Raw genomic sequence first — 25800 nt, 5'->3', positions numbered from 1 at the left:
ATTCATCTGTAATTTACGTCAATTTAGAACGGTTTTAAATAAATGCAAAACACTGACAATCGCAACATCCTTTTCAAAATTTTCCTCTGGATATATAGCCTTTTGTATATCCTGGCAGGGATTAATCATTTTATAGCAACACCCAGCTATCATATCATTATGCCAAAATGGTTACCCGCTCATGGGTTTTTAATTTATCTATCTGGTGTGCTGGAAGTTATTTTAGGAATAATGCTGCTTTTTTCTAGAACGAAAAAACTGGCGGCCTTATTCATTATTTTGATGTTAATTGCATTCATTCCTGCACATATATACATGATTCAGATCGCTCCTTTTCTCCTTGGCAAAATTTTAATTACGCCGTTTATGGCTTGGGTGAGATTGCCATTTCAAGTATTATTGATTGCTTGGGCCTGGTATTATTATCGAAATTAGGGTAAATGACAGCAATTTAGCAGCTATAATTTCTTATAAAACCATTAAAGGGCAATGATAACAGAACAAAACTTCACAACAAAATCAGATTTCATAAGTTTATCTTGTACACCAATTCCTTAAATGATGATTATACAAAATGATTTTAGCTTAAGTGGTTCAGACGGAAAACTAATTATCGGAGATATTACTTTTGATGATAAAAATCCAAATACGCCGATCGTACTTTTTGTTCATGGCTTTAAAGGGTTCAAAGATTGGGGCACGCACAATCTGGTTGCCCGATATTTTGCCAGCAATGGATATAGATATATTAAGTTCAATTTATCGCATAGTGGCGTACCAGCAGATCATCCGGTGGATGTTAGCGATATGGAAACCTTTGCCAACAACACCATTTCTAAAGAACTTTTTGATGTAAATGCAGTACTCGATTTTATAATAAAAGCTTATGGAAGCGAAACCGAAGTCAATTTAATCGGCCATAGTCGCGGAGGTGGATTAGCCATTATTGAGGCTTCTCATGATTTACGAATTAATAAGCTCATCACATGGAGCGCGATTTCCAGCTTCAATAGCCTTTGGAAGAAAGAACAGGAAGCGGAGTGGAAAGAAACAGGTAAAATCTTTGTCACTAATGCAAGAACGAAAGAACAAATGCCTTTAAATGTTACGCTGTTAGAAGATTTTGAAGAAAACGCCCAAACGTTTAATATTCTGGATGCAGCGAAACGGATCAATATTCCGTGGTTAATTGTTCAGGGTGATGACGATATCAATGTTCCTTTTGAGCATGCACAGCGATTAGCTGATGCCAATCCGAACAGCATACTGGTGAAAATTGAAGGCGAGAATCACGTGTATGGCGCATCACATCCTTATGAAAACGAAACCCTACCGCCGCTTTTATTTAAGGTTTGCGAACGGTGTTTAACTTTTCTAAAAGAGTAAAGATCAGTGAGGGGGAATGTATGCTTAATCGTTCCCTCTTCCAACAAACCCACGCATATCACTCCCGCTAGGGCTTTGGAAAATTTCTAAATCAAAGTAGGGTACCGCAGCCAAAAGGTGATCGAAAATATCAGCAGCAACTTCTTCAAATTTCTTTAAGCCTTTTTCTTTTGAAAAAACGTAAATTTCAATAGGCAGACCATTTTCTGTAGCCTGTAACTGGCGAACCATAAAAGTTAAATCGGTATTAATTGATGGATTACTTTCTAAATATTTTTCAGCATAAACCCTAAAAGTTCCAATATTCGTCATGTGACGTCCGTTCACCAAATTATTGGGGTTTACCGTATGTTCAGCATTAAATTGCTCGATCTGTAATTGCGTTTCTTTGAGGTAATCTTTTAAAAAATCGATGCTCTGTAAACGGCTGATCAAATCATCATCACAAAATTTTATGCTGGATATTTTAATATTAATGTGGCGTTTGATTCTCCTCCCCTCGCTTTCTTCCATAGCCCGCCAGTTTTTAAAAGACTCACTAACAATAGCATAACTTGGTACTATAGTAACGGTTTTATCCCAATTCCTCACTTTAATGGTGGTTAAATTGATCTCTGTTACTTCACCATCAGCACCATATTTTTCTACGGTAATCCAATCGCCAACACGAACCAGATCGATTGCACTCATTTGCACTGAAGCTACAAAACCTAAAATAGGATCACGGAACACTAAAATGAAAACAGCAGTTACCGCACCAAAACCTCCAAAAATATATAAAAGCGACTGGTTAAGTATGATGGATAAAATCAGTACAAAACCAAAAATGTAGATAATGATTTTGGCTACCTGCTTGTAGCTTCTAATGGGTTTATCAGCATATTTTCGTGATGTTTCCATAATGGAAACCAACGCATTTAAAAAAGCGTTAATGGCGAACATAGTGGCTAATACTACATAGATCTTAGAAAAAATAAGGGCGTAGAAAAACCAGTTTTTAAAATCAATAAAAACATAAGGAACGGCATTGTAGATAATATAGGCACCGAAGATCAATGCAAAAGCCCTGAAAACCCGAAATTCATATAGGGCCTGTTGCCAGTCTGATTTTGTTTTTGCACTTTTTACTACGCCAATAAAAACTTGCCTGGTTACAAAAATTGTGATGAACAAAAACAACGTAACGCTTACTGATCCGATGAGGAAATAGCTGTAAATTAATACGCTACCGGTTAATCCATGTTCGATTAAGAGTTTTCTTAATTCATTAAAAATGGATTCAAACTCGAATAGGTTCATGAGCGCAATTTAGGTTTATTCTTGGAAAGTTAAATGACTTAAGGAAGTGATTAAACCTTCTCTACCCAGTTGCCATCATTTTTAATGATTTCAATTAGTTCATCTAAAGCAAATGCAGTAGTTACATTTTTCTTAACCACTTCCTGACCACGATATAGCGTAATTTTATCAGGACCAGTGCCTACATAACCATAATCAGCATCGGCCATTTCTCCAGGACCGTTCACAATGCATCCCATGATACCAATTTTAAGTCCCTTCAAATGATCGGTTCTGGAACGGATCAGTTGCGTTGTTTCCTGTAAATCGAAAAGGGTTCTGCCACAACTCGGACAAGAAATATACTCTGTTTTACTGATGCGCGTACGAGTGGCTTGCAAAATACCAAAGCTTGTTGAATTAATGAGTACTAAGTCCTGACCTTGTGCATCCATCCAGATTCCATCACCAAAACCATCAGTAAATAGTGCACCAAAATCTGTTGCAGCATAAAGCATTAGTGTATCTGCATCTAAATTTTCATAACTTCTTCTAATGATTACCGGAATTTGAATGTTTCTGTTTTGCAAGGCAACAAAAAATGCTCTTTGTTCTGCCATTCCATGCTGAGCAGAGGTTTCAAGAATGAGCACAACATTATTTAGTGGTGTAGTTGTTAAACTGGTCTGTTGGCTCGCATCAATCCTGACGAAATTCAAAAACTCATCCTTTACTTCAGCCCTGCTAAATTCTTCCAAAGAAAATAGAGGGTGACAATTGTTTTTATCACTAAGATTTAGCCATGTATTATAATTATAAATCTGTTTTAAATTTCCAGGGAAAGAAAATGAAGGTAAGTTATCCCCTAAAAAAACCAGGTCACATGCCTGATCGGCCAGGTTATATTTATCTAAACCCGCACTATAATTATAGCCAACCGAACTCAAAAAATAAGGATCTTTTAGGTTTTCCTTTGAAACATCTATCATTACTAAAGGATGATGATGATCACCAATGTGCTGAACAGATTGTGTAATTCTTCTGGAATAGGCATATGGAGAATAAGTTGGAAGTTGAGTGTTAAGAGTTGGGAGTATAATCGACGACTCCGAACTTCGAGCTTCAAACTCCAAACTCCTTTTCACATACCGATCAGCCAAAGCTTTTGCTACTGGTGCTTCAAATTCAGGATCTTCGGTTAAGGAAACACGAATAGTATCACCCAAACCATCTTCTAACAAAGTACCAATTCCTACTGCAGATTTAATTCGTCCATCTTCGCCATCTCCTGCCTCTGTTACGCCCAGATGCAAAGGGTAATTCATGCCTTCTTTCACCATGGTTTCAACCAACAAACGATAAGCCTGAACCATTACCTGTGTATTACTGGCTTTCATAGAGATGACCAGGTTATAATAATTTTCAGCCTCGCACATGCGGATAAATTCCATAGCCGATTCCACCATTCCTCTTGGTGTATCGCCATAATGACTCATAATCCGATCAGAAAGCGAACCATGGTTGGTTCCGATACGCATGGCCGTACCGTATTCTTTACAGATTTTTATAAGTGGAATAAATTTTTTATTGATTCTTTCTAGTTCAGCTGTATAGGCATCTTGCGTATATTCCAGGTTTTCGAATTTCTTCTTATCGGCATAGTTGCCGGGATTTACCCTTACCTTTTCTACAATTCTTGCCGCCATTTCAGCCGCATTAGGGGTAAAATGAATATCTGCTATCAGTGGAACATCATAGCCCCGGAAACGTAATTCCTTTTTAATATTGGCTAAATTTTCAGCTTCTTTTATGCTTGGTGCTGTAATACGAACATATTCACATCCAGATTCTACCATACGAATGGTTTGTTCAACCGTTCCAATGGTATCCATGGTATCGGTTGTTGTCATCGATTGGATACGAATGGGATTATGACCACCCAATGCAATATCTCCAATCTTAACTTCGCGGGTTAAAAACCTGGAATACTGCGTTAAACTGTTGCAATACCCTCCACCTAACTCATGCTTTACCGATAAATTTTCCATGCTACGGCAAAGATAAGCTAAATGTTTAATTGTTAAATTGATGGATTGTTAAAATATTTCAAACAGCATAAGTTGGTTTTGCTATAAATTCGAAGCAATTTCGTGCATATTTTTCTATCAATTTATACCAATTTAGGTGAGTTTTTCCTATATCAATCTATCTTTAATCACTAAAGTCTCGGCAGTAATGTCATGCCAGCACTGATTTTTTTTATTAAGAAAGCTATACAGATAACCAAAAAAAACTGGAGTTACGGACAAGATTTTAGAAAAATTGCGTGCTATGGAGCGACTTATAGTTATCCTGCTGCCTTCTAAATCTGTCACTTTGATATTGAGTATCCTTTTACCAATAGTGGCTTGCTTTAATGATGATTCCGCAAATACACCATAAATTAATTTAACGATAAAAACAACAGGGAAAGGCACTAGAAAAGCCATAATCCTTTCATCTTTCCCCTGAATAAAAATATAACTGATGAGAATGATAACGGTGTAAATACCAAAAATAATAAAATGATCGATCACTGAGGCCAATAAGCGCTGGTCAAACGCGGCAAAATATTGCGGCGCTGTTTTTTGATATTTAAAGCCAAGAAGCTCACGCAATTCGGGAATTGCATGAGCTTCTTTATAATCGTCCATTCCGGGTTTCCGAATGAAGGTATTAGGAGTAATATTTAAATTTTGAAGATCAGATAAACCATACGGGCCTTGCGGCTTACCATTAATTACAACTGTATATTCTTTATCAGGATTCATTGGATTTGGAGATTTTAGGATCAAAGTTTTTAAAGGCCAGACCATGTATAGCCTTAAACATTCCGCACTCAAACCTTCAACCTTTTTAGTATCTACTCACTTCAAAGTTACTTAATCCTCCATCTAAATTGATGAAAATTTTGTGAGTAGATGTTTTATAATTCGAAGTTTCATAAAGACCATCACTGATTTTTTCAAATCCTTCAAAATCTTTTGCAGATAAGCCGGTTTGCGTTTTTATTCTGCAACCTGAATTAACGGGAACTTTAATCTTAACATCTGCCACCCCTGATTTTACAATCACATCCGTAATTGGCAGTAATTCGCCAAATTGAATATCCAGAGCCGCAGCCCCACCATCGAAACGGAATGTACGTACTTTATAGTCCCTGAAATCAAGATCAGCCTCGCCCGCTCCTAGTTTCATTAAAATATCCCAATTTGCAGCTTTATTTAAATTAAAGTCAACATTGTCAGAGCCGTTATTAAAGTTCCATTTTTTTCTTTTATCATCCAGCTGAAAAGTAAGAACTGTAGCACTATCTGTCACTACTTTTTTTAATGAAAAATTACCATTTTTCCCTTTAACATTTGCATCAATCAATTCAGAAGTTTCTCCGTTTAAATTAAAGGAGATTCCGCCACCTGAAATGTTTAAGATAGTTTTCTTTGCATTATCTGTAGATACAAAAGGTTCGGAAAGTTTAAATTCTCTAACGGACGTATCTCCATTATTATCGTCGTCATCTTCATCATTGTTGTCGATATCAATATCTACACCATTTTTTAAGTGTCTGCCCCACCATGAACTATGCTCAGGAACTTGTTGTCCTCGGATAAAGAGAAATGACAAGGCCACTACCAATACAGCAATGGATATAATACTGCCTGTTTGAGAACTATTTCTATTGAATAAAATATTCAGTCCACCAATGATTAGGAATATTGGCCAAAAGCCCCATACATTACGCCAATAAAAATTGATAATCCCAAAGTTTTCGAGTAGAAGTACACCACCTATAAAAAGCAGTAAAATACCCCAAATTAATCTATCTAATTTCATAAAATTTATAATTGAGGAGGGTTAGTTGTTATATTATCTTTAGACTCTTGAGGCGTTGATTCTTCATGTGTTACAACAGTTTCTGAAAAGTCTGCCTTTTTATCTTCTTCAGCAGCTTTTTGTTGTTGCTGAAAAGCTTGCCAATCGTTTTTTCTTTTTGATTTAGCAATAATGCTGATTCCTAATGCAATAAAAATTAACGGCCACATAAACTTGAATAAGTTTCTAATGGTAAACCAATCCGGAATAAAATCCATTTCCCGCATTAAAAAGAAGCAGCCAATCACGAGCATAACTAAACCGGCAACTGTCCGCCCGGTATCATTAGGTTTATTAAACTTGCTAAAATCTGGTTGGGTTTCAAAAGCAGTTTTTTGAGCACCTTCATTTACAGGTTGTGTCCAATTCGCATTTCCATTGCCTACAGGTCCGGTAAATGGAGGAGGATTACCAAATGGTGCATTATTTGGATTGTTCTTGTTAAAATAATCATTAAACTTTGAAAATCTAAAAGCGGGATCATTGTTAACCGGAACAATTGCCCACATGATGATATAAGCGATCAAGCCAGCCCCGGCCATAAAAATGGTAGACAATACAAATAATAATCTGATTATGGTAACCTCTACCTGCATGTAGTCTGCAAGTCCTGAAGCTACCCCGGCAATCATCTTATCGTGTTCGTTTCTAAAAAGCTTCTTTTCCATAATGCTGTTTATTTTATGTTTAAAAATCCAGCGGAGTGATTAAAACCTCATCAACATTAACCCCTTTACTCAGCGTTAAAATGGTATAAAGTGTTTCTGCAATATCAACGGGCTGTACAAATTTCTCATCAGGTATAGTTGTTCCTTCCCAAGAAGCTGTTTTTGTTGAACCCGGCAAAAAGGCTGTTACTTTAACATGGTGTGGTGCTAACTCTTGCCGCAATACATGATTAAGACTTAGCATCGCTGCTTTTGTTACACTATAACTACCACCATTTTCTACAGGAGTTTTGCTCGCTACCGAACAGATGTTGAAAATATGTCCAGAGCGCCTTGAACGCATTTCTTTCCCAAAAAATTTACTGATATAATAAGCTGCATTTACGTTTAGCGCTTGCTGCTCTTCGAAAACTTCATCAGATTCATCTAACAAACTTCCAGGCAGATAAATACCTACATTATTAACGAGAACATCTATATCACCAAATTCATTTCTTACCTGATGAAGAAATTGATACACTTCTTCTTTAACAGAACAATCTACCTGATAAGTTTTAATCATTCGATCTGGCAGTGAAAGTTCTTCCTGCAGTTCATCTAAATCATGCGAACTTCTGGCTACCAATGCTAAATCGTACCCTGCTGCCTGGAGTTTAATAGCTATTGCCCTTCCAATACCTTTTGTTGCGCCCGTGATTACTGCTCTCATTTCTTATGGTTTAATTTTTGTTAACAAAAAACCATATTAATAATCAAAACCACGAATATTTTTTGAATTATCAAAGACCGACAACTTTTTTATCGTTTCTTTGTAGTAATATAATAATCATTTAAATTAAGCAATACATACGGAATGAATTTTACCAATTTCGGGAGATACATCCTGCTACTCAAATCTGTATTCAGAAGGCCGGAAAAACTTAAAATATATTTGAAGGAAATTGCCAAGCAAATGGATTATGTAGGTGTGGGCTCTCTTGGGCTTATTGCCATCATTTCTACATTTATTGGTGCAGTAATGACGCTTCAGATTGCTTTCCAGCTGGTGAGTGACTTTATACCAAAAACCATTATAGGTTCGGTAAACAGAGATTCGAGTATTCTGGAATTAAGTCCAACCATCAGTGCTATTGTTTTGGCAGGAAAAATCGGCTCTGCTATTTCTTCAGAGATTGGCTCCATGCGGGTAACTGAACAAATTGATGCCCTTGAAATTATGGGAATTAATGCTCCAGGTTATTTAATTCTTCCAAAAATCATCTCAGGCATTACTATGGTACCTATGTTGGTTATCATTTCTATGTTTTTAAGTATCTCTGGTGGTTATTTGGGTGGTTCACTATCAGGTGCAGTTACTCCATCAGAATATCTTCAGGGGATTACAACAGACTTTAACCCTTACACTATTGTAGTTGCTTTAGTAAAGGCTTTTGTTTTTGGTTTCATTATTACATCCGTTCCTGCATATGAAGGTTTTTATGTTCGTGGCGGGGCTTTAGAGGTTTCACAAGCGAGTACCAGAGCAGTTGTAATTAGCTGTATCTCTATTCTTGTTTGCGATTATTTAGTTACTCAATTGTTATTGTAATGATCGAAGTTAAAGATATATACAAATCATTTTCAGGTAATGACGTTTTAAAAGGCATTTCTGGAAAGTTTGAAGAGGGTGTTACCAACTTGATTATAGGCGGCTCCGGCTCCGGAAAAACCACTTTGCTGAAATGTATGGTAGGTTTACACCAGCCAGATTCTGGTTCCGTTTTATATGATGGACGCGATTTTACACCAATGACTTACGAACAAAGAATCGAAGTTCGTAAAGAAATCGGAATGCTTTTTCAGGGTTCTGCCCTATTTGATAGTATGACGGTAGAGGATAACATTATGTTTCCTCTCAATATGTTTACCAATCAAACTAGGAAAGAAAAGCTGGAACGGGTAAATTTTTGCCTGGAACGGGTTAATCTGGCTGGAAAAAACGCATTATTTCCGGCAGAGCTTTCAGGCGGGATGAAGAAACGAGTGGGTATAGCACGTGCCATCTCAATGAATCCTAAATATTTATTCTGTGATGAGCCTAACTCTGGATTGGATCCAAAAACTTCAATCGTTATTGATGAATTAATTCAGGAATTAACGGAAGAATTTAAAACCACCACCATTGTGGTTACGCATGATATGAACTCTGTAATGGGTATTGGAGATTATATTTTATTTCTACATGAAGGAAAGAAATTCTGGGAAGGCAGTAATAAAGAAATAGCGCATACGGATATCAAAGAATTGAACGACTTTGTATTTGCAAGTAGCTTTATGAAAGCTGCTAAAGATAAGTTTTAAGAAAATTCTTATATTTGTTTAATGACTACGGCTACAAAAAACATCATTCACAAATTAGAAACCTTACCAGAAAGCATGGTAAACGAGGTAGAAGATTTTATTGATTTTTTAAAAGCTAAACATTCGAAGGGCATTTATAAAAAAGGTATTGATCAGAGTCAAGTTGTTGAGGAGCCAAAAAGCTTGTATGGTGCTGCAAAGGGATTATTTATTGTTCCTGATGATTTTAATGATCCTATGGAGGATTTAAAAGAATATATGTAATGCATATTTTAATTGATACGCATATTTTTATCTCTTTAATTAATGAAGATCATCGTCTTGAAAAATCAATCATAAGCAATATCGAAGATCCCAAAAATGATAAATTTTTAAGTATTGCCAGTTTATGGGAAATTGTCATAAAAACTAATATAGGTAAACTTACGGTTACCAGAGACCTTGAAGAAATGTATAGCGTAATAGGTGATTTCAATATATCAGTTCTCAATATACAAAAACACCATCTTGACAGTTATTTGTCTCTACCCCTAATTCATCGAGATCCTTTCGATAGATTGATTGTTGCTCAAGCACTGGCAGATAAACTGACGTCAATAACCGATGATCAACACATCAGAAATTATCCAAATTTAAAGTTACTTAATACATGATACAATTATTGGCCCCAACGCACTGGAAAGATTATGAACTTATTGACTGCGGGGATTTTGAAAAATTAGAACGTTTTGGAAATGTGATTTTAATCCGTCCTGAACCACAGGCTGTATGGAAAAAAACATTATCAGAATCAGAATGGAAAAAAACAGCTAATATTACATTCAGAGGTCGGTCAGCAACTTCGGGAGAGTGGGTTAAAAAAAATCAATCCATATCAGATCGCTGGCATGTGGAATATAAAAATAACGAAGTTGCTATTAAACTTCGCTTAGGCTTAACCTCTTTTAAACACGTTGGTGTGTTCCCTGAACAAGCTGTTAATTGGGATTACATTTCTTCATCTATTAAAAAATTTAAAACTCCCCAACCTAAGGTTTTAAATTTATTTGCCTACACAGGTGCTGCCTCATTAATTGCAAACGCAGCCGGAGCTGAAACTACTCACGTTGATTCCATTAAACAAGTAGTAACCTGGGCCAATGAAAACCAGGAACTTTCTGGATTAAAAAATACCCGTTGGATGGTGGAGGATGCATTGAAGTTTGTTAAGAAAGAACTAAAGAGAGGTAAAAAATATAACGGCATTATTTTAGATCCACCAGCTTACGGACATGGTCCAAATGGCGAAAAATGGAAACTGGAAGATCATATTCAGGAAATGATGCAGGATGTAGTTCAGCTTTTAGATGAACAGGAGCATTTCTTAATTTTAAATACCTATTCATTAGGATTCTCTTCTGTGATTGTAGAAAATTTAATCCGTACCTCTTATCCAAGTGTTCAAAACTTAGAAACCGGTGAATTATATTTACAAGCTACTGCAGGTATTAAACTACCTTTAGGTGTTTTTGGTAAATTCTGTAACATATAATTTAATTGTTTTAATTCACCAAATTTCCATATCTTTTCCGCTTAAAAGCCAGTTTTAAAAAACTGTAATACTTTAACAAACTATTATATTATCTATGAAATTTCCCAAATTAGCAGGCACCATTATTCTCGGTTTCGCTGCGATAAGTTTATTTGCAAACTGCAATTCAGATGGCAAAAGCAGCAATGGCACTGGCAAGAATGCATCTGATACTACTAAAAAGAAAGCAGATTCAACAGCAAACGTGATGAAGCCTGTTGATCCAAAATTATATGATTCGCTGGTTAAAAAACTGGCAAATGGTGATACAACAGGAAAGTGGCCAGTTAAAAACCAACCTGTTCCACTGGCCGGCGCAATTTTGCCATTTAAAAGAATCGTTGTTTATTATGGAAACCTACACTCTAAAAAAATGGGTGCTTTAGGTGAATATGCACCAAAAGAAATGTGGCAACGTTTAAATGCAGAAATCAAACGTTGGGAAAAGGCTGATCCATCCACACCGGTACAAGCTGGTTTGCATTATATCGCTGCAGTAGCAAGCGGAACACCGGGAAAGGATAAAAAATACATCAACAGAATGGGAAATAAACAGATTGATTCTGTTTTGAAGATCGCTCAAATGCAGCCAAATACCATTGTATTTCTTGATTTGCAAGTTGCACTAAGTACCATCAAAGCCGAACTTCCACATATTGAAAAATACCTTCAAATGCCAAATGTACACTTAGGAATAGATCCGGAGTTTTCGATGAAAGATGGTTCTCTTCCTGGTAAAAAAATCGGAACTTATGATGCTGCTGATATCAACTATGTAACAGGATACCTTGCTGACATGGTTAAAAAATATAACTTGCCTCCGAAAGTATTTGTTTTACACCGCTTTACTAAGAAAATGGTAACCAACTCCGCAAACATTAAATTACGTCCGGAAGTACAAGTGGTTATACACATGGATGGATGGGGTGAACCCGAGTTGAAGAAAGGTACTTATCGCCATTTCGTTTATGGCGAACCCGTACAGTTCACAGGTTTCAAACTCTTCTATAAAAATGATTTGAAAAAAGAACCTAAACGATTAATGACTCCGGAAGAGTTATTAAAACTTACACCGAAACCGATCTACATTCAGTATCAATAATAAAAAATCCCTAGATTGCACCGCCCCCAAAAAGTTAAACACTTATTGGGGGCTTTTTTATTATTCAAAGATTTTAAGGTCGAAAACGACTCGAAATTATGTTTACTATAAATTTTCAAAAGTTAACAATGCATGCTGGCTTGCCGTATGAATATCTCGCCAAACCCGGTTAATTTCAGATTCCTTTTTCGCAGCTTCCAGTCCGCAATAAGGAAAAAGTGTATCTGTAGCTCTTCTGCAAGCATGAGTAAGTTTTCTACTTACCTTACTTACAGTTTCCAGCTGCTGATGATCGATCACTCCTACGTTAATTAGCTGATTCCAAGACTCATCAAAAGCTTGATAAAATTGAATCTTTAAAGTTTCAACTTCTGTTTTGCATTTATTTAATTCCATGTTGAAGAAGGCTATTTGATCTTCATTGTATCTGCGCAAACCAGTACGTGACAAAAAAGAACTTTCAACCAACTGAATAAAGTGCTGCCCCATGCCAAGACTATTTACAGCCAGCGTAGTTTCTGCCAGTTGTAAAAAAGGGTAATCAAAGCCTTGATCGGCCACTTTAATATCATCATTTATCTTAAAGGTTCTATTTAACGGTACAATCAAATCTTTTACTTCGAATGCATGGCTTCCTGTTGCAATCAAGCCAAAATATGACCAGCCAGATAGAATTTCCACTTCTTCTTTTTTAAGGATAAAAGACATGACTTCAGGATTTCCATCTTCATCTAAAAGATCAGTACCATCCATTTCCTTTATAGTACAGTTTGCTGTAAAAATAGTTGCGTGCAAAGCACCACTGGCATATTTCCAATGACCATTTATCAGGTAACCATTTTCAGTTCTAATGGCTGTTCCTCCAACAGCACCACTACCTGCAAAACAAACTTCCCTTTCGGCAAAGATTTCTTTCGCTAATCCCTGATCTAAAAAACCTGCAAACCAGGCTGCGCCCGCACAAAGTGTAACTGTCCATCCTAAACTTCCGTCAGCCTCTGCCAGTTCCTCTTCCAACCTTAAAATTTCAGGAAGTTTTTTCCCCGCTCCTCCATAAACTTCTGGCACAAAAAGCTTAAACCAGTTTCCCTGATAAGCAAGTTCCAGAATTGCCGGATATAGCTCACCCATTTCTTCAGATTGCGCTGCAAATTCTTTTACTTTTTCCTGCCAGGTTTGTGTTAATGTATTTCGCATATTTTTTCTGTTTATTTATTTCCACGGTAATGTTGAATTCGTAGAAAACAACTTTGATTGTGAAAAACTAGGCCATTCTAAGGTTTCTTTTGCCAATAATTTTCTTCCATTCTATAAAACCGAGTATCGCTACCACAAAAAGAAAAGTAGTTAAGCAGGCCATCAGTGGTAGCTTTTTATGAAATAATAAGGGAATAGCAACGATATTGGAGATATTAAGGAAAATCCAGTTCTCAATTTTACGTTTTGCCAGCAGCCACATTCCTGCCCATGCAGTTGATGAAACAAAGGCATCAAGAAGCGGTACATCAGAGTCTGTGTGATTTCGTAATACAAAATACAAAATGAAGAAACCTACAGTGGAAATCAATATGGCGATTAACAACTCTTGGTTTGTACTCCATGATACTTGGTTCTCGCCTTCAATCTTGCGCTTTTTCCAAATCATCCAGCCATAAACACTCATCACCAAATAATAAATACTGAGCAACATTTCTGCGTATAGCTTCACATTAAGCAAAAGAAACATGGATAAAAGAATGGAAATAATTCCAGTAGGATATAACCAGATATTATTTTTTTTGGCAAGTAAAACCTCAGAAACACCGAAGCCAACGGCGAGCCATTCTATGATTGAAGTATGTAGAATTTGTTGTTGAAAAAGCCTGAACCACTCTTGAAAATTCATTTACAATAATTTTGTCTTGCGACTAATAAAAAATAATTGAAACTGCTTTCAGGGCGAAACAGTATTTTGAATTTAACCTCTTCCCTACGTCGGCATTATCCGAATCAGGTAGTGTAAGGCAGAGGGATGGAGGATTTAAAAGCGGAGGGTTTGGAAACCATCTACCTTTAGATCTTACACCTTCTACCTCTTTTGGGTGTAATCTCAGCCAATGGTTGCAATAGAAATCGCAATGTCACTAGCACCCCTTTGAGTAAGGCAAATATAGTTTTTAAATTGATAGGTTTTGGTTCTATATGGAATTTACATTTCCACCTTCATCAGGCGACTGATATTGTGTTTCGGTTGGTGAGACACCAGACCGATAGGTTGTTGAAGATAGCGGTCGTGTTAAGATTGCTTCGTGCCTCGCAATGACGACCGTTATTGTTCGGCATTCTAAATAACAAGATTCTACAGGTTGGTGTCTCACCAACCTACCTATGTTTTATCGCGATAATGCCTCGAGGAAATCACTTTGCAACGAATCGCCCTCCTGAACTTGATTCAGGATCTTACCTAAATAGTTGTGAATTATCCCTCGCATTAACGACCTATACTAAAACAACCCTAATTGCCCTTTGTCATCAATCTCTATATCATTAGGATTGGTGATTTCAAAATCAACTTTTTTAGCTGGTTTTTCTTCTGCCTTTGGTTTCTCTTTAAGTTTAGTTTTCTCTTCTTTTGCAGCCGCAGGTTTTGGTTTTTCTATTCCCTCTTTTTCAATAGTTTTTTCTTCTGTCTTGGTTTCTTTCTCTATAATTTCTATTGGTTCCGGAGCTGGTTGCTTGACTATCGGCTTTTCTTCCACCACCATTTTCTCTTCAACAGTAGGCGCTATCTTGCGTTCAAACTTCGGTTTCGGTTGTTCCACCACTGGCGTTTCTGCAACCTTTTCAATTTCTTCAGGTTCAGCTTCCTCAATTGTTACAGATTCAGTAATAACTTCTTCAGCAGTTTCCGTCTCATTTAGATCTTTATCTTCTCCTCCAGGTTCATTTTCATCCGATTCTTCTACCTCAATTTCAGGCTCTAACAGCACTACCTTTTGTACATCATGTGGAGACAAACGATTGCCATTGGCTTTCAAACCTTTTACATCAATTAACTCTGCAAGCATTAAATCTAGTGTCTCTGGAATTTGTGTTTTACCTTTAAGCACATCAACAACTACCTTCGCTGCCGGATGAGCCGTTAAAAACAATAACTTCGATTTCTGCTCTTCGCTGATAAAAATTGTTTTCCTACCAATAGACTGTAACTCAAAAACAAAACGCTTAATGAAATAATTCTGTGCTTTGCCTTCAAAATGAACTGCAGCAAAGATCTTTTCAGGATCAAATTTCTCAATCAGAATTAAGCCGTCATCAAAATGATTGCTCAATTCAAATGAGCTCAATTCATAATAACCATCCTTATGCACCTGCAAAATTCTGTCATCGCCATCAAACTCACCAAGATATTTCCCTCTGCCATCTACATTTAAACGCTTTAATAAATCATCATACCAGATTTTTAACCCTGACAGCGTGGAAACGCCTTTACTTTTTAAGGTAATTTTTTTAACCGGATATTTAGAAATAATATTCCCTTGCGATCCACGACCTTTAATGGCCACTTCCGCAAAATCCTGATCAAACTGAAGTTTACGTAATTTAGAATGCGGTTTCAGAGCCACATTTATAATTTCTGCTTCACCATTCGGATTGGCCGTAAAATATAAAACTTTCGAACCTTTTGATCCTTTGGTTAAATCGTATTCTTTATCTCTTGTTACGCCAACCACTGCAAAACGTTTAATGTAAGCTACTCCTGTGCCACCATCTTTATAAATCATATTATAGATGGTTCGTTCGTCGTTTTTCTTAAAAACCTGGGCGTGGATAATCCCCTTCCCAACGAAGGTTTTATCCGCAACTTTGGTAATCATGCATTTCCCATCCTCACGGAAAACGATTACTTCATCTATATCAGAGCAATCTGCAATAAACTCATCCTTACGCAAGCCTGTGCCGATAAAACCATCTTCACGGTTGACATATAATTTTACATTTGCTAAAGCTACTTTTGAGGCTTCCACCCGATCAAACAAGCGGATTTCAGTTCTGCGCTCTCTTCCTTTTCCATATTTATCTTTTAATTTCTGGAACCAGGCTATGGTATAATCTGTAAGGTGTTTCAAATGATTTTTAACCACCTTAATCTCATCTTCCAGATTTTTCATTTGCTCATCGGCTTTTTTCACATCAAAACGGGTGATGCTACTCATCGGTTTATCGATCAGCTTTTTAAAATCTTCTGGCAAAATTTCGCGGTAAAGCGAGGGCTTGAAAGGTTCGAACAAGCGGTGTAAAACCTCCACTACGGTATCAAAATTAGTAGAGTTTTCATATTCAGGATTTTTATACATCCCCTCCTGAATAAATATTTTAAGTAAGGAACTGAAGAAAATTTTCTCCTGCAATTCATGCAGACGAATCTCAAGTTCTCTTTTTAATAAACGTTTAGTGTGTTTTGTATTTTCAATCAGAATATCGTTCACACTTAAAAAGTGTGGCTTATCTCCCTGAATAATACAGGTATTTGGAGAAATGGACACTTCACAGGCGGTAAAGGCATATAATGCATCAATGGTTACATCAGGCGAAATTCCCGGAGCCAGATGCACGATAATTTCTACATGTGCTGCGGTACTGTCTTCAATTTTTTTGATTTTGATTTTGCCTTTATCATTGGCTGCCAAAATACTGTCGATTACCGAACTGGTTGTGGTACTGTAAGGAACTTCAGTAATTACCAGCGTTTTCTTATCCTTCTCTGTAATTTTCGCCCTAACCCTGATTTTTCCACCCCGTTGTCCTTCATTATAATTCGAGAAATCAGCCATCCCCCCGGTGAAGAAATCGGGTACAATATTTGGTCGAATATCTTTTAATACCTCAATGGAGGCATCCAGCAATTCATTGAAATTATGCGGCATTACCTTCGTAGCCAAACCTACGGCAATACCTTCTGCTCCTTGCGCCAATAACAAGGGAAATTTAACAGGTAAAGTGATTGGTTCGTTATTCCGTCCATCGTAACTTAATTGCCATTCGGTAGTATCCGGATTGAAAACTACCTCATTTGCAAATTTCGACAAACGGGCTTCGATGTAACGTGGAGCCGCAGCGCTGTCGCCGGTAATGGGATCGCCCCAGTTACCCTGCATGTCTATGAGTAAATCTTTCTGACCAATTTGCACCATCGCATCACCAATGGAGGCATCACCATGTGGGTGATACTTCATGGTATTTCCGATTACGTTAGCCGCCTTATTAAAACGCCCGTCATCCATCTCTTTCAATGAATGCATAATCCGCCGTTGTACAGGTTTTAAACCATCATGGATATGCGGAACGGCACGATCCAGGATCACATAAGACGCATAATCCAGAAACCAATTTTCGTATAAACCATTAATTGGCGTTACGGTATGCTTGTGTTCTTCGTTTATGTTTTGGTCTAATTCTTCACTCATCTATTTACAAAATTGGCAGCCGTAAATATAATAAAAATGATCTCACCGAATGAACAGAGGTTATGCACATTCAATGTGCACCTTTTATGGAATGATATAAAAAATTAAGTTTGGCAGTTTTGATGCAGCGGTTATTTTTTATGATGCTAGTTTTTTAGCTTCGATAAAGTGCTATCTTTCCAACCTATCTTCTACAAAAGAAAAAGGCAGCAAACTTTTTACGCTTGGCACTTTTAAAATCTCGCCGTTGAGACAATAAAAAATCACTTCAATTGGCGTTGCTTGTTTACGTTCAAATTCTGCCATTACCTGCAAACAACCACCACATGAGGTAATGGGTTTTGTGATATTGAAGTTATCAGTTTGGGCAGTGATGGCCATACTTTCAATAATGGCATTGGGTTGATTGGATCCGATAGAAAATAGTGCAACACGTTCTGCACACAATCCTGATGGATACGCCAAATTTTCCTGGTTGCTACCAAGAATAGTTTCGCCTGATGCTAAACGGATTGCCGTACCTACTCTAAATTTTGAGTAAGGTGAGTATGAACTTTCTAAGGCCTGTTCTGCTTTTTTACAAAGTGACTGATCCTGTTCACCTAATTCACCAATGCCTGTATATTGCTCAAAACTAATATTCAGATTTAATAATTTCATTTATAATTGATTATCAATCCGCTAATGTTAAATTTTTGTAGCGGGTGAACAATTTAGTTTATTTTTTGTATTATTTATAAATATGCCATTAAAATTAATTTTATTGGTATGCTTTTAGCATTTAAAAACCATCAAACACTATCTGCTTTGAATAAATACGTACGTAAAAGTCTAAAAATTTTACTTTGGGTTATTGCTTCAATAATCATCCTGGTTGTAGGTATAGCCCTCTCATTAAACATTCCTGCCGTACAAAATTTTGTAAAAGGAAAGGCCATTAACTACCTTAAAACCAAAACTAAAACCGAAGTTAGTTTAGAAAGCATCAAGATTGCCTTGCCAAAGGATGTGGTATTAAACAAATTTTACATTGAAGACCGGAAGGGCGATACGCTATTATACGCTGAAAAATTAGCAGTAGACATCAGCCTATTTAAATTACTAAAAAATACGGTTGAAATTAATAATATTGAGTTAAAAAATATTCGTGCGAATGTAAAGCGCATTAATCCCGATACCACTTTTAACTTTTCCTTTTTGGTTGACGCTTTTATGAGCGATCAGAAAAAACCTGAACAAAAAGTTGATCAGGATACAACTTCCACACTTAAATTCTCTGTAGATAAAGTTTCTTTCGAAGATATTGGCATTACCTATCGAGATGATGTGGCCGGAAATGACGTGAAGCTTTATTTAGGTGCATTGAAAACTAAATTAAAAACATTTGATTTAGCCAACCAGCATTATATAATTAAAGATCTTAACTTAAATAATACTTCTCTTAAATACCTTCAGCAAAAACCTTTAACGCAATTGGTACAGCACATTACCAACAGCGTAGATAGCAGCCAGAAAGAAACAGGCAAACTGCCTTTAATTGAAGTGGAGAATTTTGCCTTTAACAATGTTAAGGTAAATTATGATGATCAGATCTCCACAACCAAAGCCATTGCCGATGTAAATGAATTAGGCTTAGTAAATTTAAAGGTAGATCTAACGAATAGTAAATATTCTGTAGAGGATGCTAAATTAAATAAATCAAATATCCTTTTTGCCTTTAAACCTGCGCCAAGCAATGAATTAAAAAAGGTTAAAGACACTGTTGTTCCAGAAAAATCACCTTTGGGCTTGATGATTAAAAATATCAGCCTAGCGGATAATAATTTTCAATTTGACAACCTGGGTGCAAAAGCTGCTCCTAAAGGCATGGATTTCAATCACCTTAAAATTAGCGGTCTAACCTTCGGCGCAGGAGATGTAAGCTATAGTGCAGATGGGATTAAAGCGAATGTTAAAAATGGATCGTTAAAAGAAAAGAGTGGATTTGCATTAACAGAGTTAAAAGGAAATGCGATATACAATGACAAGCAGATTAAGTTAAGCAACTTCATTTTAAAAACGCCAAACACCACCATTGAAAATGCGACGGAACTTAACTTTACTTCAATGGATGACTTAACCAAACATCCTGAAAGAGTGAAACTGGCGCTAAATTTTAAAAATACTGTTATAGGCTTAAAGGATGCAGGCTATTTTAGCGATGCCATTCCGGCGAATTACCGCAATGAAAAAATCAAACTGAATGCAAGTGTTAATGGCTATCTCAATAACCTGAACATTCCACTTTTACAAATCAGCGGATTAAAAAATACACAGATTGACATTAGCGGAACAGCTAAAGGCTTACCTGACGTGAATAAAACCTTTCTCGATCTGAATATTAAAAAACTTCATGTTACAAAAAGTGATATCCTGGTGGCTGTACCTAAAAAATCACTTCCACCATCTATTGAACTTCCGAATGTAATCAATGCCAAAGGAAAGTTTACCGGATCAATGACTGACTTCAATACCAATATGAATATCCAAACGGATATGGGTGGTGCCATTGTAATTGCAGGAATGAAGGGAGCAAAAGGAAGGGAAAGCTATAAGGCAGATATCAGTCTGAATAATTTTAATGTTGGCCGCTTGCTAAAAATGCAGCCTAAATTAGGTCGTGTTACGGTGAAGGCTGATGTTGTAGGTACTGGCCTGGATCCTAAAAAAATCAATGCTAAATTTAATGCACGGGTTTTAAACGCCTACTACAATAAATATACCTATCGCAACCTAAATGTTGCCGGCACATACGCCAATCAGAAAGTTGCCATTAAAAGTAGCATGCCCGATAGCAATGCCAATTTTGCATTGAACGCCAATGTTAACCTGGCTGGAAAATACCCGGCTGTAAAGGCAGATTTAAACTTAAAGCAGTTAAATTTACAAGCCTTAAATTTTAGTCCGACAGTATTAAGTGCTGCTGGTGTTGTAAAAGTTGATTTGGCTACCGCTGATGCAGATTACCTAAATGGTAATGTTGACATTACAGGTTTACAGCTGGTAAAAGATCAGCAAAGAATTAATGTTGATACCATTTCTGTTCGGGCCAAAAGCACTGAGAATGAAAATGAATTGACCCTTAAATCTGAAGTTTTATCAGCAAAAATTGATGGTAAATATCAACTGACGAAAGTAAGCAATGCCATCATCAATGAAATTAACAAATATTATGCTTTTGGAGAAGTAACTAAAATTCCGGATCAACGGATGCGTTTCTTCGTTCAGGTTTATGATTCCAAATTACTGAAGCAGTTTGTTCCGGAGTTAACTGTTTTCAAACCATCGCAATTTTATGGCTTAATTGACACTCAAAAAGATAGCCTGCAGATTAAAGGTAACTTCCCGCAGGTGGTTTATGGCGATTTTAAAATCGATACCACGGTTATAGACATCAATAATGATAAGAATAAACTTGATTATTCCTTAACAGTTAAAGCATTGCAAAGCCCTTCAGTTTCACTTTTTAACACAGAAGTAAGTGGTGATGCGGCAAGTAATATTTTAGGAGTTAATATTTTTCTTCGTGATAGACAGCGTAAAGATAAATATGTAATCGGTGGAAATTTTCAATCCATTAATAAGGACTTTAAATTCACTTTAGATCCGCAAAAGTTATTGCTCGATTACCAAAAATGGGTGGTTTCACAAGATAATTACATTCAATTTGGTGCATCTGGTATATTGGTTAATCAATTTCAGATTAGTAACAGTGGCCAGTCATTATCGATTAACAGTAATCCTACAAAACCCAATGCGCCACTGTCAGTTGAGTTTAAAGATTTTCAGCTGGAAACCTTAACTAAATTTGCAGAAACGGATACCACTTTGGTTGGCGGTCGATTAAATGGAACTGCAAATGTTAAGGATCTTGCTTCATCAGCTAAATTCGAGGCCAACTTAACCATTGATCAGCTACGCTACCAAAAAGACCAACTGGGTACATTACGACTGGCTGTAAATAATGCAACACAAAATGCTTACGAAGTAAATGTAGCTTTAAGTGGTGTACATGATTTAAGGGTTAATGGTTTCTATTATACAGCTCCAAAAAGTGCGCTAGATTTAACCGTAAACATTGATAAAATAGAATTAAAAAACATCGAAAGCTTATCTGCCGGACAATTAAAAAACGGAACAGGAACCATTACTGGTGCCTTAAGTGTTAAAGGTGAATTAACAGCACCTAAAGTTTTAGGCGACATTACTTTTAATAATGCCGGGATTAATGTGGCTTACGTTAACTCTTATTTCCGAATGCCTAATGAAAAGATTTCGTTTACCAATGAAGGCATTAGCTTTAATAACTTTACCATGATTGATTCGCTAAACCAGAAAGCAACCATTAATGGAAAGGTAATGACTAATGATTATAGGAGTTATCGTTTTGGTTTAGATATTAAGATGAATAATTTCAGGGCTATTAATTCTACCGCAGCTGATAACGATATGATTTATGGAAAGGTATTCCTGACCAGTGATATTAAGGTTCGAGGAGATTTGAATCAGCCTGATGTGAATATGAACATTAAGGTAAATAAGGATACCAGATTCTTTTTCGCCTTACCAACCAGCGATCCTTCTGTTATAGATCAGGATGGGATTGTACAATTTATCGATGCAGATGCACCTCCATTTAATGGGCAAAAAGCACTTAAGGTAGATAGCATTAATAAATCTTCGATGAAAGGAATTAACCTGGTTGCAGCCATTACCATTGATCCCGAAGCAGAGCTTAATGTAGTGGTAGATCCATCAAATGGTGATGCACTAAATATCAAAGGCGATGCAAACCTGAATGCCACCATGGATCCAAGTGGAAAAATTAGTATGACCGGTCGATATGAAGTTGTTGATGGTTCTTATAATTTATCGATAGGCCCATTGGGTAAAAAAGAATTTAAACTGGTAAAAGGCAGTACCATCATTTGGACAGGTGAACCAACATCGGCCAATGTAAACTTAACCGCACTTTATGAGGTAAATGCAGCACCTATTGATTTACTTAACCAGCCTGATTATTACGAAGCAAGAACAAAGTTACCATTTCAGGTTTATTTGATGATGAAAGGTGAGTTATTGAAACCAATTATCTCATTTAAATTAGACTTACCTGAGAATGAACGCAATGCTTTAGGCGGACAAGTTTATACGAAATTGATTAACGTTAACCGAAATGAAAGTGAGTTGAATAAACAAGTTTTCGCCTTACTGGCATTGAATAGGTTTATTGCAAATAATCCTTTCGAGAGTTTAGCTGGAGGTGGTGGTGGTGTTTCTACACTTGCACGCTCTAGTGTGAGCAAGCTTTTAACAGAACAATTAAATAACCTGACTTCTGATTTAATTCAGGGAGTAGATCTTAATTTTGGCGTTAATTCATCCGAAGATTACTCTACCGGTTCCATGCAGCAAAAAACAGATCTTGAAGTTGGCTTATCTAAAAAACTACTTAATGATCGGTTAACTGTAACCGTAGGAAGCTCATTTGCACTGGAAGGTCCGCAGGCACCAGGTGAAAAATCTACAGATATTGCAGGAAATGTTAATGTAGAATATGCATTATCAGCAGATGGAAGGTATAGGCTAAGGGCTTATAGAAGAAATCAGAACGATGTAATTGTTCAGGGACAAATTATTGAGACAGGTTTAGGATTTACCCTTGTTGTAGATTACAATAAATTCAGAGAGATATTCCAGAAGAAAAGAAACAGAAGAACAAGAAACATTGAACAGAAAGCACAAAATGAGAAAACTAATTAGACCTACACTATTTTTATTGGCCTGTTTAGTTTACGCGGGCTGTAGCAGTACCAAATCCTTAAAACCAGGTCAGATTTTATATACGGGCGCTGAAGTAAAAATTAATCCGGATTCTTCTGGCAAAATTGATGATGAGAAACAGATAAAGGCAGATTTAAAAGGTAAAACCAGACCAAAGCCTAATAACAAATTAAAACTGGCCATTTATAATTTTGCCGGCGAACCCAAAAAAGCAAAAGGAGGTTTAAGAAACTGGATTAGAAAAAAAGGGGAAGCGCCAGTGCTCTTAAGTGAGGTGAAATTAAAATACAATAATGATGTATTAACCAGTTACCTTTTAAGTGAAGGATACCTACAGGCGGAAGTGACAGGTGACACTGTGGTGAAAGATAAAAAGGGAAAAGCCATTTACACTGCCAATACTGGTCAGCGATATAAAATCAACCAGGTTAATTTTCCGCCAGATTCTGGTGTACTGACTAAAATCATCAACAGTAACAAAGCTAAAACCTTATTAAAGGTTGGAGATTTTTATGATTTGGATAACTATAAAAATGAGCGGATCAGAATTGATAATGATTTAAAAGAAAGTGGTTATTTCTACTTTAGTCCGGATTATTTAATTATGCAGGTGGATAGTACCATAGGCAAAAATCTGGTTAATGTTTCCATAAAGGTTAAGGATATTGCTCCAGATGCTGCTTTGAAGCCATATACCATTAAAAATATTAACATCTATCCTAACTATTCGTTAAGAAGAGATACCATTTTAAGGCGTTTAAAACCCCTGGAGTATAAGGATTTTAATATCTACGATGATAGGAAAACCTTCAAGCCACGGTTATTTGATCGTTTGGTTTTCTTTCAGAAAGGCGAGCCATATAACCGTAAAGACCATAATCAATCTTTAAACAGGATGGTAAATGTAGGCGCTTTTCAGGATGTGAGAGCAGAGTTTTTGCCAGTTGATAGCTTCAAAAACAATGAACTCGACCTTAATATCTACCTGACACCATTAAAGAAAAACTCACTTACTTTTTCTGTTACCGGAACCAGTAAATCAAATAATTTTGTAGGCTCGGAAGTTAGGGTAACCCAAACCACGAGAAATCTTTTTAGAGGTGCAGAACAACTTGACCTTAGCGTTAGCGGTGGTTTTGAGACACAAACCAAAGGAACTTCTTTGGGTAGAAACTCCCTTTCACTCACTACAGAGGCCAAGTTAACCTTTCCAAGATTTATTATTCCTTTTTATAAACCAAACAGTACAACTGCCTTCATTCCAAAAACCATTGCATCTGTTTCGTACCAAATGTTAAACAGAGGTAGCGAATATACTTTGAATGCTTTTAAAGGTGAATTCGGGTATAATTTTAAAGAGAACCAGTACAAGGAACATAATTTTAATCCAATATCGGTAAGTTATATTTCTACGGCGTTTCCTTCTGATAAGGTAAGAGATAGCTTGTATGATGTTAACCCATTATTAAGAACTACCCTGGAAAATCAACTGATCGTCGGAAGCAATTATAACTTCACCTACACTAACCAGATGGAAACCAACCGAAGGAATAATACTTTTTTCTTTGGTAGTGTAGAAACAGGTGGTAACTTATGGGGCACGTTTATTCCTAAAGATGATGAAGGTAAGCGTTCGATTTTTAATGTTCCCTTAGCGCAATTTGTTAGATTAGAAGCAGATTTAAGAGACTATTATAAAGTAACCAGAAATGTAACCTGGGCAAACCGATTGAACCTAGGCTATGGTTATGCATATGGAAATAGTACTTCCTTACCTTTCGTAAGGCAGTTTTTTGCTGGTGGTAGTAATGACATCAGGGCTTTTGCGGCCAGAACACTAGGCCCGGGAACATATAAAGTACCAGATGATGCTATTTTTGCAGATCAGGGTGGTGACATTAAACTGATGCTGAATTCAGAATTAAGATTTAAATTAGTGAGTGTTTTATATGGTGCACTATTTGTTGATGCTGGTAACGTTTGGCTAAGGAAAGAAGATGTTGGTGTACCAGGAACGGATAATACAGGCAGACCTGGATCTGAATTTAAACTTAAAAACGCATTAAATGAATTGGCAGTTGGTACCGGAGCAGGCTTACGTGTTGATGCAACCATTTTTGTTGTTCGTTTAGATGTAGCATTCCCGGTACGTAAACCTTATTTAGCAGAAGGACAACGTTGGGTATTTAACAATCTAGCCTTTGGAGACAAAGACTGGAGAAGAGAAAATTTAATTTTTAATATAGGAATAGGATATCCATTTTAATTATTCGA

General features: G+C 36.6%; 20 protein-coding genes. 10 read left to right on the top strand and 10 right to left on the bottom strand.

Annotation, left to right across the window (positions count from 1 at the left end; genetic code table 11):
* The first annotated feature begins 159 nt into the window (after positions 1-159).
* Positions 160-435 (top strand): DoxX family protein, encoded by a 276-nt coding sequence (locus tag EV200_RS00325; RefSeq protein WP_229676875.1) that lies wholly within the window; start codon positions 160-162, stop codon positions 433-435.
* Positions 436-558: 123 nt separating this feature from the next.
* Positions 559-1386 carry an alpha/beta hydrolase family protein gene (locus EV200_RS00320; RefSeq protein WP_229676876.1) on the top strand — a complete coding sequence of 276 codons (828 nt, stop codon included), beginning with the start codon at positions 559-561 and terminating at the stop codon, positions 1384-1386.
* A 24-nt stretch (positions 1387-1410) separates the two neighbouring features.
* On the opposite strand, the gene EV200_RS00315 is transcribed toward EV200_RS00320, so the two are convergent.
* The 6 genes from EV200_RS00315 to EV200_RS00290 all read right to left on the bottom strand — a co-directional run bounded on the left by EV200_RS00315 (position 1411) and on the right by EV200_RS00290 (position 7953).
* The gene (locus EV200_RS00315) at positions 1411-2685 is read right to left on the bottom strand and encodes a mechanosensitive ion channel family protein (RefSeq protein ID WP_132528846.1); all 1275 of its coding nucleotides are present in this window, start codon (positions 2683-2685) and stop codon (positions 1411-1413) included.
* Positions 2686-2735: 50 nt separating this feature from the next.
* Positions 2736-4712, bottom strand: coding sequence for a (E)-4-hydroxy-3-methylbut-2-enyl-diphosphate synthase (ispG, locus tag EV200_RS00310; RefSeq protein ID WP_132528845.1), 1977 nt, complete (start codon positions 4710-4712; stop codon positions 2736-2738).
* A 147-nt stretch (positions 4713-4859) separates the two neighbouring features.
* Positions 4860-5474, bottom strand: a complete 615-nt coding sequence (locus EV200_RS00305) for an RDD family protein (RefSeq protein WP_132528844.1) — start codon at positions 5472-5474, stop codon at positions 4860-4862.
* 85 nt (positions 5475-5559) lie between these two features.
* Complete coding sequence (locus tag EV200_RS00300) at positions 5560-6537, bottom strand: LiaF transmembrane domain-containing protein (protein WP_132528843.1); 978 nt, start codon at positions 6535-6537, stop codon at positions 5560-5562.
* A gap of 5 nt (positions 6538-6542) precedes the next feature.
* The gene (locus EV200_RS00295; RefSeq protein WP_132528842.1) at positions 6543-7244 is read right to left on the bottom strand and encodes a PspC domain-containing protein; all 702 of its coding nucleotides are present in this window, start codon (positions 7242-7244) and stop codon (positions 6543-6545) included.
* A 19-nt stretch (positions 7245-7263) separates the two neighbouring features.
* On the bottom strand, positions 7264-7953 hold the full coding sequence (locus EV200_RS00290) for an SDR family oxidoreductase (RefSeq protein WP_132528841.1): 690 nt from the start codon (positions 7951-7953) through the stop codon (positions 7264-7266).
* Between the two features lie 144 nt (positions 7954-8097).
* Here EV200_RS00290 and EV200_RS00285 point away from each other — a divergent pair, with 144 nt between their 5' ends.
* From EV200_RS00285 to EV200_RS00260, 6 genes are all read left to right on the top strand, one after another.
* Entirely contained in the window at positions 8098-8832 is a 735-nt protein-coding gene (locus EV200_RS00285; protein ID WP_132528840.1) for an MlaE family ABC transporter permease, read from the top strand.
* Complete coding sequence (locus tag EV200_RS00280; RefSeq protein ID WP_132528839.1) at positions 8832-9584, top strand: ABC transporter ATP-binding protein; 753 nt, start codon at positions 8832-8834, stop codon at positions 9582-9584. The genes EV200_RS00285 and EV200_RS00280 overlap by 1 nt, the downstream gene beginning before the upstream one ends.
* Positions 9585-9605: 21 nt before the next feature.
* Positions 9606-9848 (top strand): type II toxin-antitoxin system VapB family antitoxin, encoded by a 243-nt coding sequence (gene vapB, locus EV200_RS00275; protein ID WP_132528838.1) that lies wholly within the window; start codon positions 9606-9608, stop codon positions 9846-9848.
* Positions 9848-10237 carry a type II toxin-antitoxin system VapC family toxin gene (locus EV200_RS00270; protein WP_132528837.1) on the top strand — a complete coding sequence of 130 codons (390 nt, stop codon included), beginning with the start codon at positions 9848-9850 and terminating at the stop codon, positions 10235-10237. The genes vapB and EV200_RS00270 overlap by 1 nt, the downstream gene beginning before the upstream one ends.
* Entirely contained in the window at positions 10234-11115 is an 882-nt protein-coding gene (locus EV200_RS00265) for a class I SAM-dependent methyltransferase (protein ID WP_132528836.1), read from the top strand. Before EV200_RS00270 ends, EV200_RS00265 begins: the two co-directional genes overlap by 4 nt.
* A gap of 94 nt (positions 11116-11209) precedes the next feature.
* Positions 11210-12256 (top strand): hypothetical protein, encoded by a 1047-nt coding sequence (locus tag EV200_RS00260; RefSeq protein WP_132528835.1) that lies wholly within the window; start codon positions 11210-11212, stop codon positions 12254-12256.
* A 105-nt stretch (positions 12257-12361) separates the two neighbouring features.
* On the opposite strand, the gene EV200_RS00255 is transcribed toward EV200_RS00260, so the two are convergent.
* The 4 genes from EV200_RS00255 to EV200_RS00240 all read right to left on the bottom strand — a co-directional run bounded on the left by EV200_RS00255 (position 12362) and on the right by EV200_RS00240 (position 18363).
* Positions 12362-13453: an acyl-CoA dehydrogenase family protein gene (locus tag EV200_RS00255; RefSeq protein ID WP_132528834.1), complete on the bottom strand. Its 1092-nt coding sequence runs from the start codon at positions 13451-13453 to the stop codon at positions 12362-12364.
* A gap of 67 nt (positions 13454-13520) precedes the next feature.
* Positions 13521-14141, bottom strand: coding sequence for a nicotinamide riboside transporter PnuC (pnuC, locus tag EV200_RS00250; protein WP_132528833.1), 621 nt, complete (start codon positions 14139-14141; stop codon positions 13521-13523).
* A 598-nt stretch (positions 14142-14739) separates the two neighbouring features.
* Positions 14740-17703: a DNA gyrase/topoisomerase IV subunit A gene (locus EV200_RS00245; protein ID WP_132528832.1), complete on the bottom strand. Its 2964-nt coding sequence runs from the start codon at positions 17701-17703 to the stop codon at positions 14740-14742.
* A gap of 171 nt (positions 17704-17874) precedes the next feature.
* The gene (locus tag EV200_RS00240; RefSeq protein WP_132528831.1) at positions 17875-18363 is read right to left on the bottom strand and encodes a cytidine deaminase; all 489 of its coding nucleotides are present in this window, start codon (positions 18361-18363) and stop codon (positions 17875-17877) included.
* A gap of 108 nt (positions 18364-18471) precedes the next feature.
* Between EV200_RS00240 and EV200_RS00235 the strand changes: the two genes are divergently transcribed.
* Both EV200_RS00235 and tamL read left to right on the top strand, forming a co-directional pair.
* Entirely contained in the window at positions 18472-23505 is a 5034-nt protein-coding gene (locus EV200_RS00235) for a translocation/assembly module TamB domain-containing protein (protein ID WP_229676877.1), read from the top strand.
* Positions 23489-25792, top strand: a complete 2304-nt coding sequence (tamL, locus tag EV200_RS00230; protein WP_132528830.1) for a translocation and assembly module lipoprotein TamL — start codon at positions 23489-23491, stop codon at positions 25790-25792. The genes EV200_RS00235 and tamL overlap by 17 nt, the downstream gene beginning before the upstream one ends.
* Positions 25793-25800 lie beyond the last annotated feature (8 nt).

The sequence above is a fragment of the Pedobacter psychrotolerans genome (genome assembly GCF_004340665.1).
Taxonomy (GTDB): Bacteria; Bacteroidota; Bacteroidia; order Sphingobacteriales; family Sphingobacteriaceae; genus Pedobacter; species Pedobacter psychrotolerans.
Note: the sequence above shows the minus strand (reverse complement) of the source record. Positions and strands in the feature narration are given on the sequence as shown.